25 protein-coding genes, 3 tRNA genes and 1 other annotated feature (1 of these 29 only partly in view) are annotated in these 26484 nt (G+C 28.7%); of the genes, 25 read left to right on the top strand and 3 right to left on the bottom strand.

Annotated elements, in window-relative coordinates; genetic code table 11:
* Window positions 1-58: a binding site (T-box leader), on the bottom strand (it extends 233 nt beyond the left edge of the window).
* Between the two features lie 98 nt (window positions 59-156).
* Complete coding sequence (locus Q0Y03_RS08200) at window positions 157-879, top strand: cytochrome b5 domain-containing protein (protein ID WP_297713352.1); 723 nt, start codon at window positions 157-159, stop codon at window positions 877-879.
* A 215-nt stretch (window positions 880-1094) separates the two neighbouring features.
* Here Q0Y03_RS08200 and Q0Y03_RS08195 read toward each other — a convergent pair whose 3' ends face one another.
* Window positions 1095-1793: a metallophosphoesterase family protein gene (locus Q0Y03_RS08195; RefSeq protein ID WP_297713351.1), complete on the bottom strand. Its 699-nt coding sequence runs from the start codon at window positions 1791-1793 to the stop codon at window positions 1095-1097.
* A 193-nt stretch (window positions 1794-1986) separates the two neighbouring features.
* Here Q0Y03_RS08195 and Q0Y03_RS08190 point away from each other — a divergent pair, with 193 nt between their 5' ends.
* A complete protein-coding gene (locus Q0Y03_RS08190) occupies window positions 1987-3063 on the top strand; it encodes a Xaa-Pro peptidase family protein (protein WP_297713350.1) in 1077 nt (358 codons plus the stop codon).
* A 171-nt stretch (window positions 3064-3234) separates the two neighbouring features.
* On the top strand, window positions 3235-4224 hold the full coding sequence (locus tag Q0Y03_RS08185) for a choloylglycine hydrolase family protein (RefSeq protein WP_297713349.1): 990 nt from the start codon (window positions 3235-3237) through the stop codon (window positions 4222-4224).
* A 90-nt stretch (window positions 4225-4314) separates the two neighbouring features.
* Here Q0Y03_RS08185 and Q0Y03_RS08180 read toward each other — a convergent pair whose 3' ends face one another.
* Entirely contained in the window at window positions 4315-5133 is an 819-nt protein-coding gene (locus Q0Y03_RS08180; RefSeq protein WP_297713348.1) for a purine-nucleoside phosphorylase, read from the bottom strand.
* 12 nt (window positions 5134-5145) lie between these two features.
* Window positions 5146-6534 carry a UDP-N-acetylmuramate--L-alanine ligase gene (gene murC / locus Q0Y03_RS08175; protein ID WP_297713347.1) on the bottom strand — a complete coding sequence of 463 codons (1389 nt, stop codon included), beginning with the start codon at window positions 6532-6534 and terminating at the stop codon, window positions 5146-5148.
* A 409-nt stretch (window positions 6535-6943) separates the two neighbouring features.
* Here murC and purR point away from each other — a divergent pair, with 409 nt between their 5' ends.
* From purR to Q0Y03_RS08065, 22 genes are all read left to right on the top strand, one after another.
* Entirely contained in the window at window positions 6944-7759 is an 816-nt protein-coding gene (gene purR / locus Q0Y03_RS08170) for a pur operon repressor (RefSeq protein WP_297713346.1), read from the top strand.
* A gap of 132 nt (window positions 7760-7891) precedes the next feature.
* Window positions 7892-8176: a septation regulator SpoVG gene (gene spoVG / locus Q0Y03_RS08165; RefSeq protein ID WP_297713345.1), complete on the top strand. Its 285-nt coding sequence runs from the start codon at window positions 7892-7894 to the stop codon at window positions 8174-8176.
* A gap of 167 nt (window positions 8177-8343) precedes the next feature.
* On the top strand, window positions 8344-9717 hold the full coding sequence (gene glmU, locus Q0Y03_RS08160) for a bifunctional UDP-N-acetylglucosamine diphosphorylase/glucosamine-1-phosphate N-acetyltransferase GlmU (RefSeq protein WP_297713344.1): 1374 nt from the start codon (window positions 8344-8346) through the stop codon (window positions 9715-9717).
* Window positions 9718-9786: 69 nt separating this feature from the next.
* A complete protein-coding gene (locus tag Q0Y03_RS08155) occupies window positions 9787-10746 on the top strand; it encodes a ribose-phosphate diphosphokinase (protein ID WP_297713343.1) in 960 nt (319 codons plus the stop codon).
* Window positions 10747-10884: 138 nt separating this feature from the next.
* Window positions 10885-11571 carry a response regulator transcription factor gene (locus tag Q0Y03_RS08150; protein WP_297713342.1) on the top strand — a complete coding sequence of 229 codons (687 nt, stop codon included), beginning with the start codon at window positions 10885-10887 and terminating at the stop codon, window positions 11569-11571.
* Window positions 11572-12981 carry a HAMP domain-containing sensor histidine kinase gene (locus Q0Y03_RS08145; RefSeq protein ID WP_297713340.1) on the top strand — a complete coding sequence of 470 codons (1410 nt, stop codon included), beginning with the start codon at window positions 11572-11574 and terminating at the stop codon, window positions 12979-12981. It begins immediately after the preceding gene.
* A gap of 100 nt (window positions 12982-13081) precedes the next feature.
* Window positions 13082-14215, top strand: coding sequence for a S1C family serine protease (locus Q0Y03_RS08140; RefSeq protein WP_297713339.1), 1134 nt, complete (start codon window positions 13082-13084; stop codon window positions 14213-14215).
* A gap of 147 nt (window positions 14216-14362) precedes the next feature.
* On the top strand, window positions 14363-14932 hold the full coding sequence (gene pth / locus Q0Y03_RS08135) for an aminoacyl-tRNA hydrolase (protein WP_297713338.1): 570 nt from the start codon (window positions 14363-14365) through the stop codon (window positions 14930-14932).
* A gap of 30 nt (window positions 14933-14962) precedes the next feature.
* On the top strand, window positions 14963-18487 hold the full coding sequence (gene mfd / locus Q0Y03_RS08130) for a transcription-repair coupling factor (protein ID WP_297713336.1): 3525 nt from the start codon (window positions 14963-14965) through the stop codon (window positions 18485-18487).
* A gap of 84 nt (window positions 18488-18571) precedes the next feature.
* Window positions 18572-19585, top strand: a complete 1014-nt coding sequence (locus tag Q0Y03_RS08125; protein ID WP_297713335.1) for a peptidylprolyl isomerase — start codon at window positions 18572-18574, stop codon at window positions 19583-19585.
* Between the two features lie 207 nt (window positions 19586-19792).
* Window positions 19793-20341, top strand: a complete 549-nt coding sequence (gene spoVT / locus Q0Y03_RS08120) for a stage V sporulation protein T (protein ID WP_297713334.1) — start codon at window positions 19793-19795, stop codon at window positions 20339-20341.
* A gap of 115 nt (window positions 20342-20456) precedes the next feature.
* The gene (locus tag Q0Y03_RS08115) at window positions 20457-21986 is read left to right on the top strand and encodes a polysaccharide biosynthesis protein (protein WP_297713333.1); all 1530 of its coding nucleotides are present in this window, start codon (window positions 20457-20459) and stop codon (window positions 21984-21986) included.
* Between the two features lie 17 nt (window positions 21987-22003).
* Complete coding sequence (gene mazG, locus Q0Y03_RS08110; RefSeq protein WP_297713332.1) at window positions 22004-23452, top strand: nucleoside triphosphate pyrophosphohydrolase; 1449 nt, start codon at window positions 22004-22006, stop codon at window positions 23450-23452.
* Window positions 23453-23709: 257 nt separating this feature from the next.
* Window positions 23710-23985, top strand: a complete 276-nt coding sequence (locus Q0Y03_RS08105) for an HU family DNA-binding protein (RefSeq protein WP_297713331.1) — start codon at window positions 23710-23712, stop codon at window positions 23983-23985.
* A gap of 73 nt (window positions 23986-24058) precedes the next feature.
* Window positions 24059-24319: an RNA-binding S4 domain-containing protein gene (locus tag Q0Y03_RS08100; protein WP_195468726.1), complete on the top strand. Its 261-nt coding sequence runs from the start codon at window positions 24059-24061 to the stop codon at window positions 24317-24319.
* Window positions 24320-24371: 52 nt separating this feature from the next.
* Window positions 24372-24665, top strand: coding sequence for a sporulation protein YabP (gene yabP, locus Q0Y03_RS08095; RefSeq protein ID WP_148323359.1), 294 nt, complete (start codon window positions 24372-24374; stop codon window positions 24663-24665).
* A gap of 9 nt (window positions 24666-24674) precedes the next feature.
* On the top strand, window positions 24675-25067 hold the full coding sequence (gene yabQ, locus Q0Y03_RS08090) for a spore cortex biosynthesis protein YabQ (RefSeq protein ID WP_297713330.1): 393 nt from the start codon (window positions 24675-24677) through the stop codon (window positions 25065-25067).
* A gap of 82 nt (window positions 25068-25149) precedes the next feature.
* A complete protein-coding gene (locus Q0Y03_RS08085) occupies window positions 25150-25431 on the top strand; it encodes a septum formation initiator family protein (RefSeq protein WP_297713329.1) in 282 nt (93 codons plus the stop codon).
* An 85-nt stretch (window positions 25432-25516) separates the two neighbouring features.
* Entirely contained in the window at window positions 25517-25915 is a 399-nt protein-coding gene (locus Q0Y03_RS08080; protein ID WP_133014606.1) for a S1 domain-containing RNA-binding protein, read from the top strand.
* A gap of 247 nt (window positions 25916-26162) precedes the next feature.
* Window positions 26163-26249, top strand: a tRNA-Leu gene (locus Q0Y03_RS08075).
* Between the two features lie 20 nt (window positions 26250-26269).
* A tRNA-Met gene (locus Q0Y03_RS08070) sits at window positions 26270-26345 on the top strand.
* Window positions 26346-26350: 5 nt separating this feature from the next.
* Window positions 26351-26427 (top strand) — tRNA-Met (locus Q0Y03_RS08065).
* The last annotated feature ends 57 nt before the right edge of the window (window positions 26428-26484 follow it).

Here is a 26484-nt window from a genome sequence, read left to right as displayed (position 1 = left end):
CCATCCCTTACTCGCTTAAACTACCTTCAAAAGTTACTCTTCTCGTCATAGTCAGTAAATATTTGTGATTTTATTAATACGATTTTACAACACTTTGCTAACATTTGCAACTCAATTTCATAATATATATTTAAAGAATGTTTTTTGGAGGAAATAATGGCTAAAAAAGATTTCTTGCAACAAAAATATTGTGAAATTAACCAGTTAAAAAATTTGTTGCAAACATATCCAAAAGAGTATTGTGAAACAATAATTAAGGTGATGGAAAAGGTATTTGATGAAATAACAGAATACTTAGATGAGGAAAAGAGTAAGTTAAAAACTGCAGTAAAAAAAGTACAGAATAAAAGGGTATTCACAGTAGATGAATTAGCTAAATACAATGGAAAAAATGGAGCAAAGTCATATATTTCAGTTGGTGGGATAGTATATGATGTAACTGGTGTATCAAAATGGAGTGGTGGCAATCATTATGGTATAACAGCTGGAAAGGTACTTGATAAAGAGTTTGCACAAGGTCATGGCAATAGATTATCTATAATGGAATATGCTCCAGCTGTAGGAGTATTAGATGCAAATAATAAACGAGAAGAGTTTAATAGTGATGATAAAAATCCAGAGCTTAATTCTAATATTAGAGAAGAGTTAAGATATTATAGGTTAGAAGATATAAGTAATTTTGATGGAAAAAATGGAAATTTAGCTTATGTAGTTATTAATGGAACTGTATATGATGTTACATCCATGAGACATTGGCTTGATGGAAATCATTATGGATTAAGTGCAGGAAAAGATTTGACAGAATATTTTGAAACATGTCATAAAGATGAAAAAGATATCTTGAAAAAACTACGAATCGTTGGAACAATAATTGAATAATATTGTTCGTCACATGAAGCCGAAAAATTAATGATATAACCTCCAGGAATTGTGTAATTTGCGTTAAGAATTTATTATGTAGCAAAAATGATTAACTATAAGGTGCAGGTTTACAAGTAGTTACGTGGAGATAGAAAAAATGAAATATTAATTTAAAAGGAAATTTTCACGTTTCATGGAAAATTAATATTTCATTTTTTCGCTTCCACGTAAGGCTATTCTTTGCCGGTTTCGTAGGAAGATGTAATGGCTGCTGGGAAGTTTAACATAGTACAATCTTTAACTATTCTTTTAAATTCGTATTCTAAATATCTAAATGTAACTTTAACTTCGCCATTATCTTCAATTTCAATTATTGCATATGTAGGATTAGGTTTTCCTATTTTAGGTTTTCCAACGCTACCAACGTTAATTAGTAATTTATTTCCGTATTTTTTTGCACAAGGTATATGAGTGTGAGCACATACTAAAATATCATCCTCTAATTGATTCATAACTTCTATTGTGTTAGCTGCATCTTCAAATAAATAATCGTTAATTGCATTAGGACTTCCATGGGTAAATAGAAAATTTACTCCATTAAATGTATATTTAAGGGAGGTTGGTAATGAATCTAAAAAGTATTTGTTTGCAACCCTAACCTCGTTACTTGCCCAAGGTAATGCAAATGAGTTTATTGATGTATTTCTAATATAGGTATAGTCACCATCTACTACTGATGCATCATAGTTACCTTTTATACATGGAATTTCACGTCTTTTAATCAATGCTACAACTTCATTTGGGTGAGGACCATATCCAACTAAATCACCCAAGCAAATTATTTTATCAACTTTTTGTTCATCTATATCTTCAAGAGCTTTCATTAATGCATAAATATTTCCGTGAATATCTGATATAACTGCTAATTTCATTTTGCTATCCTCCAATTACTTAAAATTAGACTATTTATATTATTATTAAAAAATAGATATAAATTTTATAAAATAATTATATCATTATAAATAAAAAAAACGATAAAAGTAACAAATTAAATTATGGATAATATGAAAATTTTAAGTTATCATAAAGACAAGAAGATAAAAACAATATACGGAGGTGTTACATATGAAGGATTCTAGAATTAAAAATGTATTAATAAAAATGGAAGAAAATAAAATTCCACAATTAATAGTTACTTCTGCAGAGTCTATATTTTATTTAACAGGAAAGATGATTCATCCTGGTGAAAGATTAATAGCTTTATACTTAGATTCTAAGGGAAATCATAAATTTATAGTAAACAAGTTGTTTCCTATACATGAGTATTTAGGCGTAGAAATAGTTTGGTATGATGATATAGAAAATCCAATAGATAGATTAGCTAATGTAGTAAGAAAAGGTGAAGTATTAGGTGTAGATAAAAATTTACCAGCACATTTTTTAATAGATCTTATGGGGAGAAATGTTGTAAAAGCTTTTGTTAATTCATCACCTATTATAGATACTTTAAGAATGATAAAAGATGAAGAAGAGATTCAAATAATGAGAGAATCTTCTAGAATAAATGATGCAGTAATGTTAAAGCTTTGGAAAAACTTAAAGGCAGGATTCTCAGAAAAGTATTATGCAAATCTTTTACATGAAATTTATGAAGAAGAAGGGGCATCAGGCTTTTCATTTTCACCAATAATAGCAACAAGTCCTAATGGGGCTGATCCACATCATGGAACAGGTAAAGATAAAATAAAAGTTGGAGATAGTGTAGTTTTAGATATTGGGGGAAGGTATAAAAATTACTGCTCAGATATGACTAGAACTGTGTTTATAGGTAAAGAGCCAAGTAAAGAACATGCTGAAGTTTATAATATAGTAAAGAGTGCAAATGAAAAGGCAATTTCTATAATTAAAGAAGGAGTTAAGTTCTCTGATATAGATAAGGCAGCTAGAAATCTAATTACTGATGCTGGATATGGAGAGTATTTTACTCATAGAACGGGTCATAGTATAGGTATTGAATGTCATGACTTTGGAAATGTTAGTTCTGTTAATAATGATGAAGTTAAGGCTGGCATGATATTCTCTGTTGAGCCAGGAATTTACTTAAAGGATAATATAGGGGTTAGAATCGAAGATTTAGTTCTTGTAACTAAAGATGGATGTGAAGTATTAAACTCTGTTACAAAAGAAATCACAGTATTATAGTACTAGAATAATGAAAAGTTAGTGATATAACAAGTAATTTATATATTTAATGATATTAAGTTTTTTAATCAATTTACACTTAATAAATTGATATAAATATAAACACGGTATATATTTTAAAAACATATACTATAATAATTATGATATTTATAGTACTGGAGAGTTTATAGTATGTGTACTGCTATTACATTACAATCTATGCAAGGTGAGAACTTTTTTGGAAGAACCATGGATTTTTCTTATCCAATTGAAGCAGGACTTTATGTAATACCTAAAAATTATGAATGGTATAGTACTGCAACAAAGGAAAATTATACTGATAACTATAGTTTTATCTGTATAGGGCAGGAAATCGATGATATGTTAGGGGTGTTCGATGGGGTAAATGAAATGGGGTTTGCTGCAGCAACTTTATATTTTAAAGGTTATGCTTATTATGATTTACCAATGAAAGATAAAAAAGCAATTAGTTCTTTAGATTTTATACATTATATTTTAGGATGTTGTAGTTCGATAGATGATTTAAGGACATTATTAAAAAATGCAGGTATCATAGGTCAACCAGATCCTGTTACAAACACAGCTGCTCCATTACATTGGATTGCTACAGACAGAAGTGGTAAGTGTGTTGTTATTGAGCAGACCCAAACAGGGCTTAAGATAATTAATAATCCAATAGGAGTTATGACTAATAGTCCTGATTTTTGTTGGCATATGACTAATCTAAGAAATTATATGGATGTATCAGTTCATCAAAAAGAGGAAGTTTATTGGGGTGATGTATCTTTAACTCCTTTTGGTCAAGGTACAGGAAGTATGCCCCTTCCGGGAGGGTTTACATCTCCTGAGCGTTTTGTTCGTACAGCATTTCTAAAAACTCATGCACAAGTTCCCAAAAGTCGTTCAGAAGCAATTATGACATGCTTTCATATTATGAATAGTGTTTCTATTCCAAAGGGGATTGTGGTAACAGATAGAGGAACATATGACTATACGAAATATACTGCTTTTATAAATACTAATACATGTGAATATTATTTTAAAACCTATGAGAACGATCAAATTATAACGGCAAGTCTTGGAGATTATTGTATTAATAATAAAGATATGATATTCATAGGAAGTATTATACGGCTTCCTATATTATTAGAATGTTTTTAGTTAAAAAGCTAAGTATCAAGTATTTAACTTTTATATCAACTGATAATATTATTAAAGCTACACGCCAAAAGTGTGTAGCTTTAACTAGTTTTATATTATTTCAATTACTCTATTCATTAATTTTATAAAATCATTCTTAACTTTCGCAGAAGTTTCAATAACTTCTTCATGGTTTAAAGGTTGATCTAATATTCCAGCAGCCATATTTGTTAAGCAAGAAATACCAACTGTTTTAATACCGCAGTGGTTTGCAACAATTACTTCTGGAACAGTTGACATACCAACAGCATCCCCACCCATAATTTTTGCAAATCTTACTTCAGCAGGAGTTTCGTAAGTAGGCCCAGAGAACATTACATATACTCCTTGTTGTAATTTTATTCCTAATTCCTTACCAGCTTCTAGAACTTTATTTCTAAGTTCTAGGTTGTAAGCTTCAGACATGTCAGGGAACCTAGGTCCAAATTCATCAATGTTATGTCCAAATAAAGGATTTGATCCAGAAAAATTAATATGGTCAGTAATAATCATTAAATCTCCAGCGTTAAAATCTTTATTAACAGCTCCAGCAGCATTTGTAACTACAAGCTTTGAAATTCCTAATAGCTTCATTACTCTTACAGGGAAAGTTACTTTATCTAAAGAATATCCTTCATAGTAATGGAATCTTCCTTGCATAGCAACAACTTGTTTATCTCCAAGTTTACCAATAACTAATCTACCAGCATGACCTTCTACAGTTGATGTAGGGAAATTAGGAATATCAGAATAGTTATAATATTCTGCATCTTCTATAGTATCTGCTAATGAACCTAATCCAGATCCTAGTATTAATCCTATTTCTGGTTTATATTTACTTTGTTTTAAAATAAAATCAGCTGAAGCCTTAATTTGAGTTAATAAATTCATAAAATCACCTCGTTATTTTTCTTTTGCTCTATTTAAAAGTATATCGCCAACTTTAACAACATCTCCAGCACCTACTGTAAGTATTAAATCTTTAGGTTGAACTTTTGATGCTAAGTAATTAGCAACTTCTTCATGGTTATGAAGGTTTATACAACTTAATCCAGTTTTTCTTATGGCATCTCCAAGTTCATTAGAAGACACTAAACCTGTATCTTTTTCCCTTGCAGCATAAATATCCATTAAGATTAATTCATCAGCAGAAGAGAAACAAGTTGTAAACTCATTAAAAAGTGTTTTTGTTCTAGTATAAGTATGTGGTTGGAATACACAATATGTTTTATTGTGTTCAATAAGTTTTGCTGTATCTAATGTTGCTTTTATTTCAACAGGATGATGAGCATAGTCATCTATTATAGTAGTTCCTTTAAACTCTCCTTTATATTCAAATCTTTTATGAGCTCCCTTACATTCAGCTAATCCAGCAATTATAGCCTCTTTAGGAATATTTAATATTAAAGAACTACATATAGTTGCAAGAGCATTAAGTATATTATGCTTTCCGGTTGTGTTTAATGTTACATCAAATAAATTTTCACTATCTTTACAAACTGTAAATTTAGCACAACCTTTATTATTAAAAGAAATATTAGTTGCAGTTACATCACCTTTAGTAAAGCCATAACTCATAGTATTACATTTTGCGTAATTTATAACTTCTAATACTCTATCATCCTCTGCACAACCAACTAAATAACCATCAGGTGGAATTAAATCAGAGAACTTTTTGAAAGTATCTTCAATGTGATTTATATCTCTATAGTAATCTAAATGATCTGCATCTATATTTAATATTATTCCTATATAAGGATAGAATTTTAAAAATGAAGCTTTATATTCACAAGCTTCTGTCACAAAATACTCACTTTCACCAATTTTATAATTACCATTAATGGCATCAACATCGCCACCAACTAAAATTGTAGGATCTAAGTTTGCATTTAATGTTATATGAGATAACATAGAAGTTGTTGTTGTTTTTCCATGAGTTCCAGCAACAGCAACGTTGTATTTATGGCCTTTCATTATATAGCCTAAAAATTCAGCTCTATCCATTAATTCTATATTTTTATTTTTTGCTTCAATTATTTCAGGGTTAGTAGAAGGGATAGCAGCAGTATATACTACTAAATCAACATTTTTAAGGTTTGCACCTTTATGCCCTATGTAAATTTCAGCACCAGATGCTCTAAGTTTATTTATAACTTCAGATTCTTTAGCATCAGAGCCAGATACTTTATAACCTTTTGTTAATAGAACGGCAGCAAGTCCACTCATACTTACTCCACCAATTCCAATAAAATGTACTTTTCTATTTTTACTTGAATTTAGATCGAAAGACAATATATCAACCCCTTTATTGTATAATTATAATATGAGATTTTTGTTTCTAATATTTAATGAGTATGTTCTATGTAACTTTAATTAATTAAATTAAAGCTTAGATTATCATTTAATATATATTTATAATTATATACAAATTTGCTAGGTTGAACACAAAAAATAAAAAATATATAAAATATTTTACAAAAAAATAGCCAAATTATATACATTAAGAAAAGTGTTTATAATATGGAAGAAAAAAGATAAATTTTTATAATTAAACAAAGAAAATAATTTATATAAAAGAATTACTGATAAATAACTTAAAAAAGTATTGATAATGTAATGAATATAGAATAAAATATGAATATTCGGGTGAAATAAATTGAAAAAAATTCGTGTTTTTGAGAAAATAAGGAAGGTGAGTAAAGTGGAAAAATTAAGTAGAAATAATAGAGTTGTAGCCATTACAAAGATATTAATAGAAACTCCTAATAAGGTTATAGGATTAAATAGATTTTCGGAACTTTTAAATGCAGCTAAATCAACTATTAGTGAAGATATAGTAATAGTTAGAGAAGTATTGGAAAAATTAGAGATGGGATCTATAGAGACTATTTCTGGAGCAGCAGGAGGAATTAAGTTTATTCCTTCAATGGGTAAACAAGACAAAGAAGAGTTTGCAAATGAACTATGTGAAGCATTATTAGAAGATGGTAGAATTGTACCAGGAAACTTTGTTTATTTGACAGATATAATGTATAATCCACAAATAGTAAGTAAAGCTGGGGTTATTTTAGCTTCGCATTTTCAAAATATGAATATAGATTATATAGTTACTGTTGAAACAAAAGGAATTCCTTTAGCATACGAAGTTGCTAAGAGTCTTGGTATAGAATTAGTAATAATAAGAAAAGATAATAAAATTACAGAAGGCCCTACGGTCACAATTAATTATGTATCTGGTACAAGTGGAAGAATTCAACAAATGGCATTAGCTAAAAAATGCATGAAACCATCAAGTAAGTGCGTATTTATAGACGATTTCTTAAGAGGTGGTGGAACAGCTGAAGGAATTAAAGATCTTTTAAAAGAATTTGATAGTGAATTAGTTGGAACAGGAGTGCTTGTTGATAATGTTGGAATAGAAAATAAGAGAACATCTGATTATATTTCAATTATTGATTTAGAATACAATAAAGAAGAGGAAAAACTTAACGTTAGACCATCTGCTTTTATAAAATAATAGACAATCTAGTTGCTTTAAAAATAAATAAAATAAATTATAGGAAAATTTTAAAAAATCTAAGTAAAAAAAAGGATTTTTAAACTTTTTATAGAAATAGTATTATTATAAAGCAACTGGAGGTGTAGTGAAATGACAATCACAGACGTTAGAATCAGAAAAATAGCAGCAGAAGGAAAAATGAAAGCTATAGTTTCTATAACATTTGATAATGAATTCGTTGTTCATGATATTAAAGTTATTGAAGGACAAAATGGTTTATTTATTGCAATGCCAAGTAGAAAAACACCAGATGGAGAATTTAAGGATATTGCTCATCCAATAAATACAGACACTAGGGAGAAAATTCAATCATCTATATTAAAGGCTTATCAGGCTGCAGTAGAAGAAGAAGAAAACGTTGTTATAACTGAATAATAGTTTTAAATAAGAGGAATATATGAGTAGATATATTCCTCTTATTTTATAATTTTATTGAGGTGTTGAAATACTTTAGTTAATGAAATATAATATATAAGAAATTACACGAACATTTTAGGATAAAATTAAGGTTTTATCCTTAAGTTTTATAGAGAGGTGAATTTATGTATAAATGTGCTCTAATATTAGCAGCAGGTCAAGGAAAGAGAATTAAATCAGATTTACCTAAAGTCCTACATAAGGTTTCTGGTAAAGAAATGGTTAATCATTTAATTGATACATTAAGAAAAGGGAATGTAGAAGATATAAATGTTATCATAGGTAAAGGTGCAGAATTAGTTAAAGAAAATACTAAAGCAAGAAATGTTAGTTATTCATTACAAGAAGAACAATTAGGTACAGGTCATGCTGTTAAGTGCGCTATAGATTTCTTAAAAAATAAAAATGGAACAGTTGCAGTTTTTAATGGAGATGCTCCTTTAATAAAAGAGGAAACTATAGAAGAATTATTTAAGGTACATAAAGAAAGTGGAAATAGTGCAACTATACTTACTTCTATTTTGAATGATGCTTCAGGATATGGAAGAGTTATAAGAAATGAAAATGAAGTATTAAAGATAGTTGAGCATAAAGATTGTAATGAAGAAGAAATAAAAGTTAGAGAAATAAATTCAGGAATGTACTGCTTTGAAATCGAGAGCTTAGTTAAATGCTTAAACAACCTTTCTAATCATAATTCTCAAGGAGAATATTATTTAACTGATGTAATTGGAATGATGAAGGAAAAAAATGAAAAGGTTGGGGCACTTGTAATAAATTACGAAGAAACGTTAGGGGTAAACTCAAGAGCTCAACTTGCAGAAGTTGAAGCTATTTTAAGAAAGAGAATAAATAATAAACACTTAGAAAATGGAGTAACTATAATTGATCCTAATATGACATATATAGGGATTGATGTAGAGATAGGGCAAGATACTATAATATATCCAGGCAATGTTATTGAAGGAAACACAGTAATAAGTAAAAACTGCATGTTATATCCAAACTCAAGAATTAATAATAGTTTTATTGGAGAAGGTGTAGAAATACAATCATCTGTAATACTAGAAAGTGAAGTTGGAAGCAACACTACAGTTGGTCCATTTGCTTATATTCGTCCACAATCTATAATTGGGAAAAATGTAAGAATTGGTGATTTTGTGGAAATAAAAAAATCTACAATAGGTAATAATACTAAAGTATCTCATTTAACTTATGTAGGAGATGCTGAAGTAGGAGAAGGTTGCAACTTTGGTTGTGGAACTGTTACTGTTAACTATGATGGTAAAAATAAGAACAAAACTATTATAGGAAATAATAGTTTTATTGGATGTAATACAAATTTAATCTCACCTGTTACAGTAGAAGATAATACTTATATTGCAGCTGGTTCGACTATTACTAATGATGTAAAAAGTGGAGAGTTAGCAGTTGCTAGAGCTAAGCAAAGGAATATTGAAGGTTGGGTAGATAAAAAAGGTCTTATTAAGAAAAAATAATATAATATATATTAAACTATAAGATAAATATGGCAAGATTTATTGCAAATTAAGGAGGGTCTCATAATTATGATATCTCATGGGAAAAAAATAAAAATATTTACAGGGAATTCACACCCTGAACTAGCAAAAGAAATTGCTGACTTACTTGGAATACCACTAGGAAGTGCAAAAGTTTCAACTTTTAGTGATGGTGAAATATCAGTAGATATTAATGAAACAGTAAGAGGAGTAGATGTATTTATAGTACAATCAACTAGCTCACCAGTTAATAATAACTTAATGGAATTATTAATAATGATAGATGCCTTTAAGAGAGCATCAGCTGGTAGAATAACAGCGGTTATTCCGTATTATGGATATGCTAGACAAGATAGAAAGGCAAAATCAAGAGATCCGATTACTGCAAAATTAGTTGCAGACATATTAACAGCAGCAGGAGCAGATAGAGTATTAACAATGGATTTACATGCTTCTCAAATTCAAGGATATTTTAACATACCAGTGGATCATTTATTAGGTTCACCAATATTAGCTAAGAGTTTTGTTGATAAAGGGTTTAGCGATCAAGAGGATGTAGTTGTTGTATCACCAGATTTAGGTAGTGTTACTAGAGCAAGAAAATTTGCTGATAAATTAAATGCACCAATTGCAATTATTGATAAGAGAAGACCAAAGGCAAATGTATCTGAGATAATGAATATTATAGGAGATATTGATGGGAAAAGATGTATATTAATTGATGATATGATTGATACTGCTGGAACTATAGCAAATGCTGCAAATGCATTAAAGGAATTAGGAGCAAAGAATGTTTATGCTTGTTGCACTCATGGAGTATTATCAGGACCAGCATTTGAAAGAATAAATAATTCTGCAATTGAAGAGTTAGTAATGTTAAATACTATTCCACTTCCAGATCAAGAAGGATTAGATAAATTTAAATCCATTTCTGTTGCACCATTATTCGCAGAAGCAATTAAAAGAATATATGATGATGAGCCAATAAGTAAATTATTTGAAAATTAATAATTTGTGACTGCTACGGATGTAGCAGTCTATTTTTATGTTTTTAAATATTGTGTTACAAATGTAAATTTTATAAAAACTCTATTATTGTTTTTTTAAATATAGTATAAAATAATAAATAAGGAAGGTGGATGAAGGATGAAAGAGAAATTAGAAAAAGTTTTAATAGTAGATGATGATGTTCATATTAATGAACTTATAGATATGTATTTAAAAAGTGGAGGATATAGCACTAAAAAATGTTTTAATGGAAATGATGCTTGTAACATAGTGGCATCAGAAGATATAGGATTAGTAATATTAGATGTAATGTTACCAGGAAAAGATGGAATAGAGGTTCTTAAATATATAAGAAAAAGTAGCGATATTCCAGTAATAATGTTAACAGCAAAGGGTGAAGTATTTGATAAAGTACTTGCATTAGAGCTGGGGGCTGATGATTATATGGTAAAACCATTTGATCCTAAAGAATTATTAGCAAGAGTTAAAGCTGTAACAAGAAGATATACAGTTGATAATCAATCAAAAGATGTAATTAAATATTCAGACTTAACAATTGATATTGGAGGATATGAGGTAACATACAAAGGAAGCACTGTGAAATTGGCACCTAAGGAATTAGAGTTACTTCATTTTATGGCAAGCAATCCTAATAAAGTTTTTACTAGAGAACAACTTATGTATGAAGTATGGGGATATGATTATCCTGGAGATTCAAGAACTGTTGATGTTCATATAAAAAGATTAAGAGAAAAGGTTAAAGGTGGAGAAAATTGGGAACTTCAAACAGTATGGGGTGTTGGTTATAAGTTTGAGGTGAGATAAGTGAAGAAAAATAGTATAGTACGAAAGTTAATAATTACCTTTTCTTCAATAACAGGTGGGGTTTTAATACTTGTTGGATTAGTGTTAAGTGTAGGTTTTTACAGAATTAGTAATGATGAACTTGTAGATACACTAAATAAACAATTAGATGTTATTTCAGAAGCATTAGGCAGTTATTTAAATTATCAAGATGGTACTTACGATGAAGTTAATAGATTATTAAAGATAGCGTGTTTAACAAGGGATATGAACGGAATTATAGTAGATAGATTAGGCTATGTCTATATGGTATCTAGCAATGATTACAGTAGTCTTAAGTACACAAATATAGATATAAGTAGCCTTAATATGCCAACTAATGAAAATATAGTTTATAAGAAAATTTCAATAAAAAATGATAATAATTCAATAGTTGGTGCATTTATTAAGCCTGTCTATTCTAATAAACAATTAGATGCTTACATAATAATGGTTGAGAATGAACCAGTAAATGAAAAGAATACAATATTTATAATATGGATATCTATTATATTAGCAGTAATAATTGCAGGAGCAATTGTAAAATATTTTGCACAATTATTAGTAGTAGAACCAATAGAGCAGATTAATAATGCTGCAAAAAGGCTAGCAAAAGGTGATGTTCAAGAAAGAGTTAAAGTTGTTGGGAATAATGAAATAGGAGAATTAGCTCAATCATTTAATAGAATGGCAAAATCTATAGAACAATCTGATAATATTAGAAGAGAGTTTATTTCAAATGTTTCTCATGAATTACGCTCGCCTATAACTTCAATAAAGGGATTTATTGGTGGAATATTAGATGGGGTTATTCCAAGAGATAAGGAAAATTATTATTTAAAAATAGTTTATGATGAAATTGATAGATTAGCTAGGCTTGTTAATGATTTATTAGATATTTCAGCTATGGAGTCAGGAAAATTTAACTTAAATATTTCTGAATTTGATATCAATCAAACAATAAGTTTGTGTATATTAAATTTAGAAAATAAGATACAGACAAAGGGACTAAATGTTAAAGCAATATTCCATGAGAAAAGATGTTTCGCAATAGGTGATAGAGATAGAATACTTCAAGTTATGACGAATTTACTTGAAAATGCTATTAAATATAGTGATGACAATGGTCAAATAGAAGTTAATATATCAACAAAGGGTGAAAAAATATTTGTAAGTATATTTAACTCCTGCGATATTCTTTCAGAAAATGATTTAAACCATATTTGGGATAGGTTTTATAAGAGTGACAAGTCAAGAACTAATAAAATTAGTACAGGACTTGGACTGTCTATAGTAAGATTAATATTATCACAACACAATCAAGATATATGTGTAGAGAATGTAGAAGATAAAGGTGTAAGATTTATATTTACATTACAAAGGAACAGCTAAAAATAAGCGGTAAGATAATATCAAAAATTAGATTTTGATATATGATTAGAAATATTGAAGTTATTTTTTATATACAATATTTCAATAGTTGGAGGTAGATATGAGTAATAAAGAAGACAGAAAAAGAAAAATATCGAACAATCCACAAGATAGGATATCTAATATAATTTTTGAAAAGAAAAATACTACTAGAACAAGAGTGAAATTTGGTGCTAAAATAATTCTATATGTAGTAATAGCAGGGGTTTTAGGTTCAATTATATCTAATATAAATATTAAAAATAAGTATGGCGGAGCTATACAACAGATTAAAGAAATTAAAGAAAGCACAGATATGGTCATATTAGATTATACAAAAATTATAAAAGAAGTATCACCGTCATTAGTTAGCATTAGTGATTCGGCAGAAAAACTTACTGAAGATGAATATTTTGAAGGAAATACGACTGGAGTTATAATAGATTCAAGTGGAATAATATTAACAAACTATTCTGGAATCAAAGGAAAAAGTAATGTATATGTAAAGTTATCATCAGTAGCAGCAACACCCATAAAAGCACAAATACTAGTTGAAAATGAGGCTAAAAATTTAGCCATAATAAAAATAGAATTTGATGGAGAGCTACAACCTATAAAAATAGCAGACTCAGAGAGTATAAAAGAAGGGCAAGGAATAGTTGTATTAGGAAATGCTATAGGTGATGACTATATAGGAAGTTCAATTCCTGGCATAATTACATCAAAAAATGAAAAGATAACTATAGAAGATGGGAAAGAGCAATCACTTTTACAAATAAATGCACCTATAAACGAAAAAAATACAGGTGGTGCAATTTGTAATTCAAATGGAGAATTAGTTGGAATTGCTGATTTATCTATTACTAATGAACGAAATGAAGATGGTCTTTATTACGGGTTACAAATGGAAGAATTTAAAGATATTATAAATTCAACAAATGCATTTAAAAGGCTTTTAGGAATAATTGATGGTGGAATAGTTGTTGATGAAGTAAAAGATTTTAGTGGGTTATACATACAAGAGTTAGATAAAGATGGAAGTGCATATTTAGCTGGTATTAAACCTACAGATATTATTATAGAAGTAGATGGATATAATGTTGAAAATGCTGATGATTTAATACAATTATTACAAAACAAGAAAAAAGATGATATACTACATTGTAAAGTTTTAAGTGAAGGTGAAATGAAGAGTGTAGATATTAAAATATACTAAATATAAATGAATTTAGACTAATTCTACTTAAGAATTGGTCTAAATTTTTCTTTTAAAATTCAATTTAATATAATAATATAAAACTTTTATTATTGAAAAATGGTATAATATAAAATAGTCACTTTAAAAGTAACGGAGGAATAAAGAATGTTTTTAATAGTTGGATTAGGAAATCCGGGGAAAGAGTATGATGGAACAAGACATAATATAGGATTTGCAGCTATAGACTATATTGCTGATAAGTATAATATAGAATTAAATAGGATAAAATTTAAAGGTGTGTTTGGCGAAGGATTTATAAATGGAAAAAAAGTAATTTTATTAAAGCCAACTACTTATATGAACTTAAGTGGGGAAAGTATTAGAGAAGTAATTAACTTTTATAAAATACCCAATGAAGAAGTTATTGTAATTTATGATGATATTAGCTTGGAAGTAGGAAGATTAAGAATAAGAGAAAAAGGTAGTCATGGTGGACATAATGGAATAAAAAGTATTATAGCTAACTTAGGAACTGACATATTTCCAAGAGTTAAAATAGGAGTAGGAGCACCAAAGGGTAATTTGGTTTCACATGTATTAGGAAAATTTAGTGAAGATGAAATTGAAATTTTAAGAGAAACAATAAAGGCATCAAGTGATGCAGTAAGTATAATATTAAAATCAGATACTAAAGAAGCGATGAATAAGTTAAATGGATTTAATGCATGTAAATAAAGTTAAAGAGAAGTTGTGGAAGGTGATAAAATGAGGCTACAGGGGCTATTAAAACCCTTACAAGAAAATGATAAGTTTATTACAGCGATAAATAGTATAAAAAATAAAAAATTCCCAATAAACATATCTGGATTATCGGATTCGGGAAAAAGTTATATAATAGATGGAATATTTAATGAAATAGAAAATTCTTTAGTTGTAGTAACACATAATGAAATTGAAGCTAAAAATTTATATGAGGACTTAAGTCTTTATGCGAATAATGTATACTTTTTACCCATAAGAGAAGTTGTATTTTATAATGTTGATGCAATTTCAGGAGATCTTAGATGGGCAAGATTAAAGGTAATAAAAGAAATACTTAATAATAAAAATAAAAAAATAATAGTTACATCAGTTGATGCATTGACTGCATTATACACACCTAGAAAAAAATACTTTAATTATAGTATTACTATAAAAAATGGTGATGAAGTAGATTTAAAAGATATTTCAAAAAAATTAGTTGAGTGTGGATATGAAAGAGTTGAGGTAGTAGAAGGTAAAGGTGAATTTTCATTTAGAGGAGGGATACTGGACGTTTTCCCTCCTACAGCTGTTTATCCATATAGAATCGAGCTTTTTGGAGATGAAATAGATTCAATTAGAACTTTTAATATAGAATCCCAGAGAAGTATTGAAAAAGTTGAATCTATGGAAATTTTTCCGGCAAAAGAAGTAATAGTTGATGAAGAAGCAAAAAAGAGTGCAAACGATAAAATAATTAGTGAATTAGATTCAATAATTGAAAAATCAAATAAAAAAGATAGCGAACAAGTTGATAAGATAAGAGGAATAATTAATAAGAATTTAGAGATGTTAAATGAAAATTCAACATTTGAAACAGTTGATAGCTATTTACCTTTCTTTTATGAAGAAATGGAATCACTTTTTGATTATTTAGAAGGATATACATTTATTATTGATGATTTAAAAAGATGTCATGGAAAAATTGAAAGTATATACTATGAATTCAATGAAAATTATTTAGCTTTTTTTCAAAGAGGTGATATATTACCTTCTCAAAACAAATTGTTAATAGATAAAGAAGAATTATTAATGAAGCTGGAGAAATCTGATGTCATAACATTAAATACATTTGACACAAGAGCAGATATGTTATTTCCATTAACTAGTATAGAGTTAAATCAAATTACATCTAATAATTATAATGGACAATTAGAGTTGCTTATTGAAGATATAAAATCAAGGAAATCAAATGGATTTAGAACTTTAATATTAGCAGGTACTAGAACTAGAGGAGAAAGGTTAGTAAAGACACTTAGAGATAGAGAAGTTGAAAGTGTTTATAAGGATGAAGTAGATAATATTGAATTAGGTCAAGCGGTAGTTACATTTGGGAATCTAATGAAAGGATTCGAATATCCTGACTTGAAGGTATGTGTAATATCTGATAAGGAAGTGTTTGGTGAAGCTAAAAAATCTTTACCTAAAAAGACTAATAAGAAAAAAGGCGTAGGAAAGATAACGAGTTTTGCAGAGTTAAAACCAGGAGATTATGTAGTACATGCAAATCATGGTATAGGTGTATTTAAAGGAATTAAACAAATTGATATAGCAGGTAATACAAGAGATTATTTAGATATTGTATATGATAAAGGGGATAAGCTTTATGTTCCTGTTGATCAATTAGATTTAGTTCAAAAATATATCGGAAGTGAAGGAAAGGCACCTAAAGTTAATAAATTAGGTGGAAATGAGTGGCAAAAAGCTAAGGCCAAGGTTAGAAAATCAATTAATGAGATTGCTGAAGATTTAGTAAAGTTATATGCAGCTAGAGCAGCATTAAAAGGATATAAATATTCTAAAGATACAGAATGGCAAAGACAATTTGAGGATGAGTTCCCGTATGAAGAGACTCCTGACCAATTATCATCATTAGAAGAAATAAAGCATGATATGGAATCAGATAAGCCGATGGATAGATTACTTTGTGGAGATGTTGGATATGGTAAAACAGAGGTAGCCATAAGAGCTGCTTTTAAAGCTGTTATGGATGGAAAACAGGTTGCATTCCTTGTTCCAACAACTATATTAGCTGAACAACATTATAAAAATTTAAAAAAGAGATTTTCAGATTTTCCAGTTAAGATAGATATGATTAGTAGGTTTAGAACTACAAAGCAACAAAAGGCTACTTTACAGGCTTTAAAAGAAGGAAATGTGGATATTTTAATAGGAACTCATAGATTAGTATCAAAGGATATTTCATTTAAAGACTTAGGGTTACTGATAGTAGATGAAGAACAAAGATTTGGAGTTGCTCAAAAAGAAAAGATAAAGTCTTTAAAGAAAAATGTAGATGTACTTACATTAAGTGCAACACCAATTCCAAGAACCCTTCATATGTCACTTACAGGTGTTAGAGATATATCAGTTATAGAAACTCCACCTGAAGAAAGATATCCTATTCAAACATATGTTGTAGAACAAAATGACCAGCTTATTAGAGATGCAATTTTAAGAGAAGTTGCAAGAGATGGGCAAGTTTATTTTGTATATAATAGAGTAGAAAGTATACAAAGTGCAGCAAATTATATAAAAGAGTTGGTTCCTGAGTGTAAAGTTGGAATTATTCATGGTAAGATGACAGAAAAAGAGCTTGAGACTGAAATGATTAATTTTATGCAAAAGGAATATGATGTTTTAGTATGTACAACTATTATAGAAACAGGTATTGATATACCAAATGTAAATACGATGATAGTAAATAATTCAGATAAAATGGGGTTATCTCAATTATATCAATTAAGAGGAAGAGTTGGACGTTCAAATAAAATAGCCTATGCATATTTTATGTATACTAAAGATAAGGTACTAACTGAAGTTGCTGAAAAGAGATTAAAGGCTTTAAAAGATTTTACTGAGCTTGGTTCTGGTTTTAAAATTGCTATGAGGGATTTAGAAATAAGAGGTGCGGGGAACATGATGGGGTCATCTCAACATGGCCATATGGCAGCTATTGGATACGACTTATATTGTAGAATGTTAGAGGATACTGTTAAGCTAATTAAAGGTGAGATAGATCAAGAGCCTATTGAAACTACTGTTGATATTAAAATGAATGCTTATATTCCATCTTCTTATATTGAAGATGAAATACAAAAGATAGAGGTTTATAAGAAAATAGCAGCAATTGAAAATATGAATGATTATAATGAGATAAAAGAAGAGTTGGAAGATAGATACTCTGCTATTCCGGAAGCTGTTTATAACTTAATGGATATAGCTTATATTAAGAGTTTAGCAAAGGTTCTATTAATTGAAGAAATAAAGGAAAATCAAAAAGAGATACGATTTAAATTCTCAAAAGGTTTTAAGAAAGTTAATGAAATATATAGTGTGCTATTGAGTAAGTATAAAGATAATGTGGTTTTATACTTTGGAGAGACGCCGTTTTTTGCTGTAAGAATTAATACTATAAAAAAAGAGGAAATGTTGAATTTCTATAAGACAATTCTTAAAGAATTAATTGAAAATTCACGTAAAAAATAGACAGTAAATTTGAATAAAAATGATATTACTGATATACTAATTGTATGTAACAAATTATTATTTAAGTAAAGTGAGGGAAATGAATTGAGAAAAATAAAAAATATAGTGGTGGCTGCAGCCATAACGACAATGGCTTTTTCAATAACAGGATGTAAAATGATAGAAAAGACTCCGGAAGCTATACAAAAAACTGTTTTAGCAAAAGTTGGAGAAGAAAAAATTACTATGGCTGATGTAAATAGTGAAATACAAGCTAATATAGACTATTTAATAGAAACATATGGTGAGGATTATGAAAATAGTATTGATGATACTTTAAAAGAACAATTAAAAACACTTAGAACACAAGTGTTAGAGCAGTTAGTTAATGATAAAGTGTTAATAACTAAGGGTACAGAGCTTGAATATATGCCATCAGATGAGGAGTTAGCAACTGCTATAGAAGAAGAAAGAGCTAATTTTGTAGAAGCATATGGTGGAGAAGAGGGATTAAAAGAAGCTTTAGAATATTATGGAATGACAGATGAAAAATTTAATTCATTTTTAGAAAACATGGTTAAAACTGAAAAGGTTAAAGAAGCTATGACAAAGGATGTAACTGTAAGTGATGAAGAAGTTGAGCAATATTATAATGATAATATTGATAAATATACAGCTAAGCCTGGAGCAAACGCTAAGCATGTTTTATTTGAAACTGAAGAGGAAGCACAAGCTGCCAAGAATAAAATAGATTCAGGAGAAACTACTTTTGAGGATTTATATTCACAATATGAAGCTAATAAATCATCACAAACAAAACCTTTATCAGAGGATTTAGGATATGTTGAAAATGAGCAAGATGGCTTTGATACAGATTTCTTAGCTGGGTTTAAGACTTTAAAAGAAGGTGAAATTTCAGCACCAATTAAAAGTTCATTTGGTTACCATATAATTAAAGTTGAAGGTGTTCAAACAGAAGAAAAGGTAACTTCACTTGATGAAGTTAAGGATACTATAAAATCTACTTTATTAAGTAAAAAGCAACAAGAAACATATGATTCAACATTAGAGAAATGGAAAAAAGACTTAAATGTTAAGTTATATGAGAATAGATTATAGTTCTTAATTAAAAGTTAAGCAAAATTCACAATTTTGCTTAACTTTTTTTATTTTAAATATTTTTGTCTTATTACCATAGACTTCAAAGAATTCCTCAATAAATAGTAAAGGATAAATATTGGGTATATGTGTATAAAATTTCTAATAGTTCAAATAATAATACTGCAGTTAATTATATAAACTTAATTAAGGAGGTAACTCATAATAATGAAAGCTACAGGAATAGTTAGACGTATTGATGATTTAGGAAGAGTAGTTATACCAAAAGAAATAAGAAGAACTTTAAGAATTAGAGAAGGAGATCCATTAGAAATATTTACAGATAGAGAGGGTGGGGTAATATTAAAAAAATATTCTCCTATTGGAGAGCTAACAGACTTCTCTAAAGAATATGCAGAAAGTCTACAACAATCAATTGGTCATATTGTTTTAATTGCGGATAAAGATGCTTTTATATCTATAAGTGGAGCAACAAAAAAGGATTATTTTGAAAGAAAGATAAGCTCAGAATTAGAATCAATTATGGATGGAAGAAAAGCTTCTATAATAACAGACGAAGGTAAAACAATACCACTACATAATGATGAGGAGCAAGGAGAATATACAAGCCAAGTAATTGCACCAATAATAGCAGAAGGGGACGCTATTGGAGCTGTGCTTATAGTCTCAAAAGATTCAGGAGAACAATTTGGTGATTTAGAATTAAAATTAGCAGAAACTGCAGCAGCTTTCTTAGGAAAGCAAATGGAACAATAAGTAATTGAATATATATTACAATATTTGTTAAATAAACACAGAATATATGTAATAATACCTCTAAGCTTTAAATAAAAATTAGTATTAGTCAGTAATTTGAGTTTGGAGGTATTTTATGAAAAAGCAGTCTCTTATAAAAGGAAGCTTAGTTTTGGGATTAGCAGGAATGGTTGCAAAGGTATTAGGATTTTTCTTTAGATGGCCATTAATTATGCTAATAGGTGATGAAGGAATAGGGTATTATCAGTTATCCTATCCTTTATATATGTTTTTTGTTGCAATGGCAAGTGGAGTGCCTGTGGCAGTTTCGAAAATGATTTCTGAAAAAAATGCAATGAGTGATGTTGAAGGTAGTTATGAAGTTGTTAAGGAATCAGCTTATTTAATGATGACATTAGGAATTGGAACATCATTAATATTATTCTTTTTTGCAAAACCAATTATTAATTTTTTGAAATGGGATATGAAATCATATTATGCATTAATAGGAATATCTTTTGCACCTATGATGGTTTCATTTGTGAGCATATTTAGGGGGTTCTTCCAAGGACTACAGAATATGACACCATCAGGGACATCACAAATAGTAGAACAAATTGGTAGAGTTATAATCGGAGTTGGACTAGCTTATATACTTTTACCAAAAGGTATTGAGTATTCAGCTGGTGGTGCTGCATTTGGTGCAGCTGGTGGTGCTTTTATAGCATGTATATATTTATGGTTTAAATATTTACGTGTAAGAAGAGAGATGGGAATTAAAAAAGTAAAGACTAACACAGAAGTATTAAATAAAATATTAAAAATATCAATTCCTATTTCTTTAGGAGCTACAGTTGGTACTATAATGAATTTAATAGATTCTATTTTAGTTCCACAAAAGTTGATGGAGTCAGGAGTTGCAAATGCAACAGCATTATATGGACAACTTACTGGTAAAGCAGCTGTATTAGTAAATATACCATTAACTTTATCTATGGCAATATGTACGTCATTAATTCCAATAATTTCAGAACATTATATACTAAACAGAAAAGAAGAAATGCAAAGCAAAATAAATATAGCAATGAAATTATCTGCCGTTATAGCATTACCATGTACTTTAGGAATGTTCTGTTTAGCAGGACCAATAATGAAATTAGTGTTTTTTGATAAATATGAAGGTATAGAGATATTAAGATATCTTTCAATATCTATTCCTTTCATAATAGTAACCCAAACAACTACTTCTATATTGCAAGCAACTAATCATTATATAAGGCCGGTTATTAATTTAGTAATAGGATGTGTTGTAAAGATTGTTTTAACAGCTATGTTAGTTCCTATACCAAGTATAAATGTTTTTGGTGCAGTAATAGCAAGTATCTCTGCTTATGTTGTGGTTACTATATTAAATCTTATAGCACTTAAAACTAAAACTAAATGCAGAGTAAGTATATATGAGTCTTTTGTAAAGCCTGGTTATGCTGCAATTTCCATGATAATTGTAGTTTTATTTAGTTATAATTTTATTATGGAAAGGTTAGATAGTAATAGTATTTCTTGCTTATTATCAATATTTATGGGTATTATTATATATATGATAGCTATTTTAATCTTTAAAGTATTTGAAGTTGATGAAATAAAGAATAGATTAGCAAGAAAATGATGTAAGGAGAGTACTATATGATAAAAATAGTTGGATTAGGACCAGGTTCACCAGATGCACTAACTATAGGAGCTGTTGAAGCTTTACAGGGAAGTAAAAATTTATATTTTAGAACAGAAAAGCATCCTACAGTTGATTATTTAAAGAATAGATTAGAGTCTTTTAAAACTTGTGATACTTATTATGAAGAAGGAAGCAGTTTTGATGAGGTATATTCTAATATTGCTAGAAATATGATAGAAGAATATAAGGTAGCTGGAGAGTTAGTTTATGCAGTTCCAGGACATCCCTTAGTTGCAGAAAGATCGGTTTTAAACTTAATTAATCTATGTAAAGAAAATGATATTGAGTATAAGATATTACCAGCAGTTAGTTTTGTTGATGCTATGATGGATAGGTTACAAATAGATCCAATAGAAGGATTAAAAATTATAGATGCATTTGATATTAGCAATCAAATTTTGGATAAAAGAATTGGAACTATAATAACACAGGTATATAATCCATTAATAGCATCAGAAGTTAAGCTTGAATTACTAGAGTATTATCATGATGAAACTGAAATTTATTATGTTAGAGCAGCAGGAATAGAAGGAGAAGAGTCTATAAGAAAAATTCCAATATATGAACTTGATATGCAAGAGGATATAGATTATCTAACTTCTGTATATATTCCTAAAGATATAAAAAATAAAAAAGATTTCTATGATTTAGTTGATACAATAGAAATTTTAAGAAGCGAAAATGGATGTGCATGGGATAGAGAGCAAACTCATGAAAGTATAAAAAATGCACTTTTAGAAGAAGCCTATGAAGTGATTGAAGCAATAGAAGATGACAATATAGATGGATTAATTGAAGAACTAGGTGATGTTTTACTACAAGTTGTATTCCATTCAATCATAGGTAAAGAAGATGGATATTTTAATATATCAGATGTAATAGAGGCAATTACTTCTAAAATGATTTATAGACATCCTCATGTTTTTGGTAATGAAACTGCTAATACTTCAGACGAAGTATTAGCGAGTTGGGATGAGCTTAAAAAGAAAGAGAAAAGTTATGAAACTCTTACTGAAGAAATAAATGGAATAGCAAAAACATTGCCAGCTTTAATAAAGGCTCATAAAGTACAAAAAAAGGTTTCTAAAGTAGGATTCGATTTTGAAAGTGTAAATGAAGCAGTTAAAAAGATTGAAGAGGAAATAAATGAAGTATTAGATGTATATAAAACCAATAACAGGGAAAAAATAATAAATGAAGTTGGAGACTTGCTATTTGCTTGTGTTAATGTATCTAGATTATTAAATGTAGATGAAGAAGAAGCATTAAACAAATCTACTAAAAAGTTTATAAAAAGATTTAACTTTGTTGAGGAAAATATATTAAGACAAGGTAAAAATTTAAAAAGTGTTACATTAGATGAAATGAATGATTTATGGGAAGATTCAAAAAAATACGATTAGTAAAGAAAAAAGTGAATTTTCTGCATGTATAGAAGGAATTTTAAAGTTTATGCAGAATATTTTTTAAGAGGAATAATAAATTAATGACTATACTACAAGAAAAAGTTGTAATAAATATATTTTTATAGAAAAATACCCATATTAGTATAGACTACTGAATAAAGTGGATATATAATAAGGTAATGTAGTTATAGTACATAATTAAAAATAGTTAACTACAATATTTTTAACTGTTTATTTAAGGAGGATGTAAAATCGTGAATAAAGCAGAATTAATTACTAGCATGGCTGAAAAGAGCCAATTAACAAAAAAAGATGCAGAGGCAGCTTTAAAGGCATTCATTGATTCAGTTCAAGAAGCTTTAGAAAGTGGAGAAAAAGTTCAATTAGTTGGATTTGGTACTTTCGAAACTAGAGAAAGAGCAGCTAGAGAAGGAAGAAACCCAAGAACTAAAGAAACTATAAACATTCCAGCTTCAACTGTTCCAGTATTTAAAGCAGGGAAAGAGTTTAAGGAAAGAGTTAATAAGTAATTATAAATGTAGGCCCGAGTTATCTCGGGTTTTTTAATACACAAAAATAATTTTAATGTAAGGAGAAGTATAAATGAGACTAGATAAATATTTAAAGGTTTCAAGAATAATAAAAAGAAGAACTGTTGCTAAGGAAGCTTGTGAAGGTGGAAGAGTATCTATAAATGATAAAGTAGCAAAGCCATCAACTGATGTTAAAGAAGGAGATATAATTGAAATTACATTTGCAAATAGAAAGTTAAAGGCGAAGATAGTAAATATAGCAGAGCATGTAAGAAAAGAAAATGCTAAAGAAATGTATGAAATATTAGAAGGGGTAGAAGATCAAGAATAATTTTTAAATATACTTCATATATTTAATCAAGAAATATATGGAGGAATAGATAATGGAGAAAAAAATAGATAATAAAATTGAGGATAATAGAGGGAACATTATACTAGAAAATAGAAAGAAAATGACATTAACTGGAGTAGAAGAGGTTATTAGTTTTGATGATGAAAAGATATTACTCAATACTAAATTAGGTGCATTGACAATAAAGGGCTTAAATTTAAAAATGAACAAATTAGACGTTCAAAATGGCGATGTAATGATAAATGGAGAAATATATTATATTGTTTATAGTGGAAAAGAAATAAAGAAGGAGAAGGAAAGTATAATAGGAAGGCTTTTCAAATAGGAGGTTATTATGCCATTAGATACTAATATACAATTTAGCATCATATTATATGCATTATTAGCAGGTATATTAACCGGCTTGATGTTTGATTTATATAGGGTAATTAGAGGAAGCAAAGTACCTCAAATTATAATAGTAGTAGAAGACATATTATTTTGGGTATTATCTGCTATGGTTATTTTTACATTTCTCCTTTACACTAATTATGCATTTTTAGGAGTATATGTTTATGCATTCATGTTAATATCCCTAGGTTTGTATATGAAATTTATTAGTAATAAATGTATAAGATTTGAATTAGAGGTAGTTAACGGAGTAGGCAAGATGCTTAGAGTTATTTTTAAAAATATTATATATCCATTTAAAGTTATATTTTATAATATTACTGGAAAAAATAATTAGTATAAAAAATATCTTGAATTAAATATGTAGAGTGTTTACAATATATTTATAGAATGATATAAAAGAAGGGTACTATATATTTATGAAAAAGAACATAAACCTTAAGGGAATTATTGTTGTTTTAATTATAGGAGTTTTTAGTATATGCTTAATAAAACAATTAACTGTACTAAGAAAGATAAAGAGTGATATTGCCACTCAAACTCAAGAATTACAAGAGTTAAAGGAAAAAAATATTAAGTTGCAAGCAGAGTTAGACAGAGCTCAAAGTAATAATGAATATTTAGAAAAGTTAGCAAGAGAAAGATTAGGTCTAATAAAAGAGGGCGAGCAACAAGTTATTTCAGATAACAATTCAGAATAGAATTGGTTTAGTTTAAATTTCTATTAATGTGGTTATTATTATTAATAACATAGATTATTTAATTTTAAGGAGGATTCTTTGTAAAATGACCTTAATGGCAGGAAACATATTAGAAGGTACAGTGGTAAATATTACGAACTTCGGAGCTTTCGTAGAGATAGAAGGTAAGACAGGATTAGTTCATATTTCAGAAGTTGCAGATTCTTTTGTTAAGGATATAAGACAGCATCTTAATGAACAAGATAAGGTTAAGGTAAAGGTTATATCAATAGATGATAATGGAAAAATCAGCTTATCTATAAAACAAGCTAATGTTAAGAAAAAATCAGTTAAGCCAGCGGAAATTGAATGGAAAACTGAAAAGAAAGCTGCTCCAGCAAATTTTGAAGATATAATGTCTAGATTCTTAAAAGATAGTGAAGAAAGACAACAAGACTTCAAAAAGCATCAAGAATTTAAAGCAAGATCAAGAAAAAGTTTTTAGATTTTAAACATAATATAGTTTTATATATAAGAGAGAGATGGTATATTTGAATTTATCATTCTCTTTTTTTATTTATATTTTATGATTTTAATTATAGAATTTAAATAAAAAGTGTTAGAAATGGCTATTTTACTAGTGTTTATAAAAAAGTATAAAAAAATATAAAAAAAAAGAGAAAAAATGTTGACAGTATTATGTTCATCATATATAATTAATTTTGTCGTCAGATGACGGCGATAAACAATACGCTGAAGTGGCGGAACAGGCAGACGCACAGGACTTAAAATCCTGCGGTAGCGATACCGTACCGGTTCGATTCCGGTCTTCAGCACCAAACTAAATTCAACTTAATAACGCGGGGTGGAGCAGTTGGCAGCTCGTCGGGCTCATAACCCGAAGGTCGTAGGTTCAAGTCCTGCCCCCGCAACCAAACATGGCGGAATAGCTCAGCTGGCTAGAGCACTCGGTTCATACCCGAGGTGTCGTAGGTTCAAGTCCTATTTCCGCTACCATATACGCTGAAGTGGCGGAACAGGCAGACGCACAGGACTTAAAATCCTGCGGTAGCG

This window comes from Clostridium sp. (assembly GCF_026168755.1).
Classification (GTDB): Bacteria; Bacillota; Clostridia; order Clostridiales; family Clostridiaceae; genus Clostridium.
This window is presented reverse-complemented; position numbering and strand designations above follow the sequence as displayed.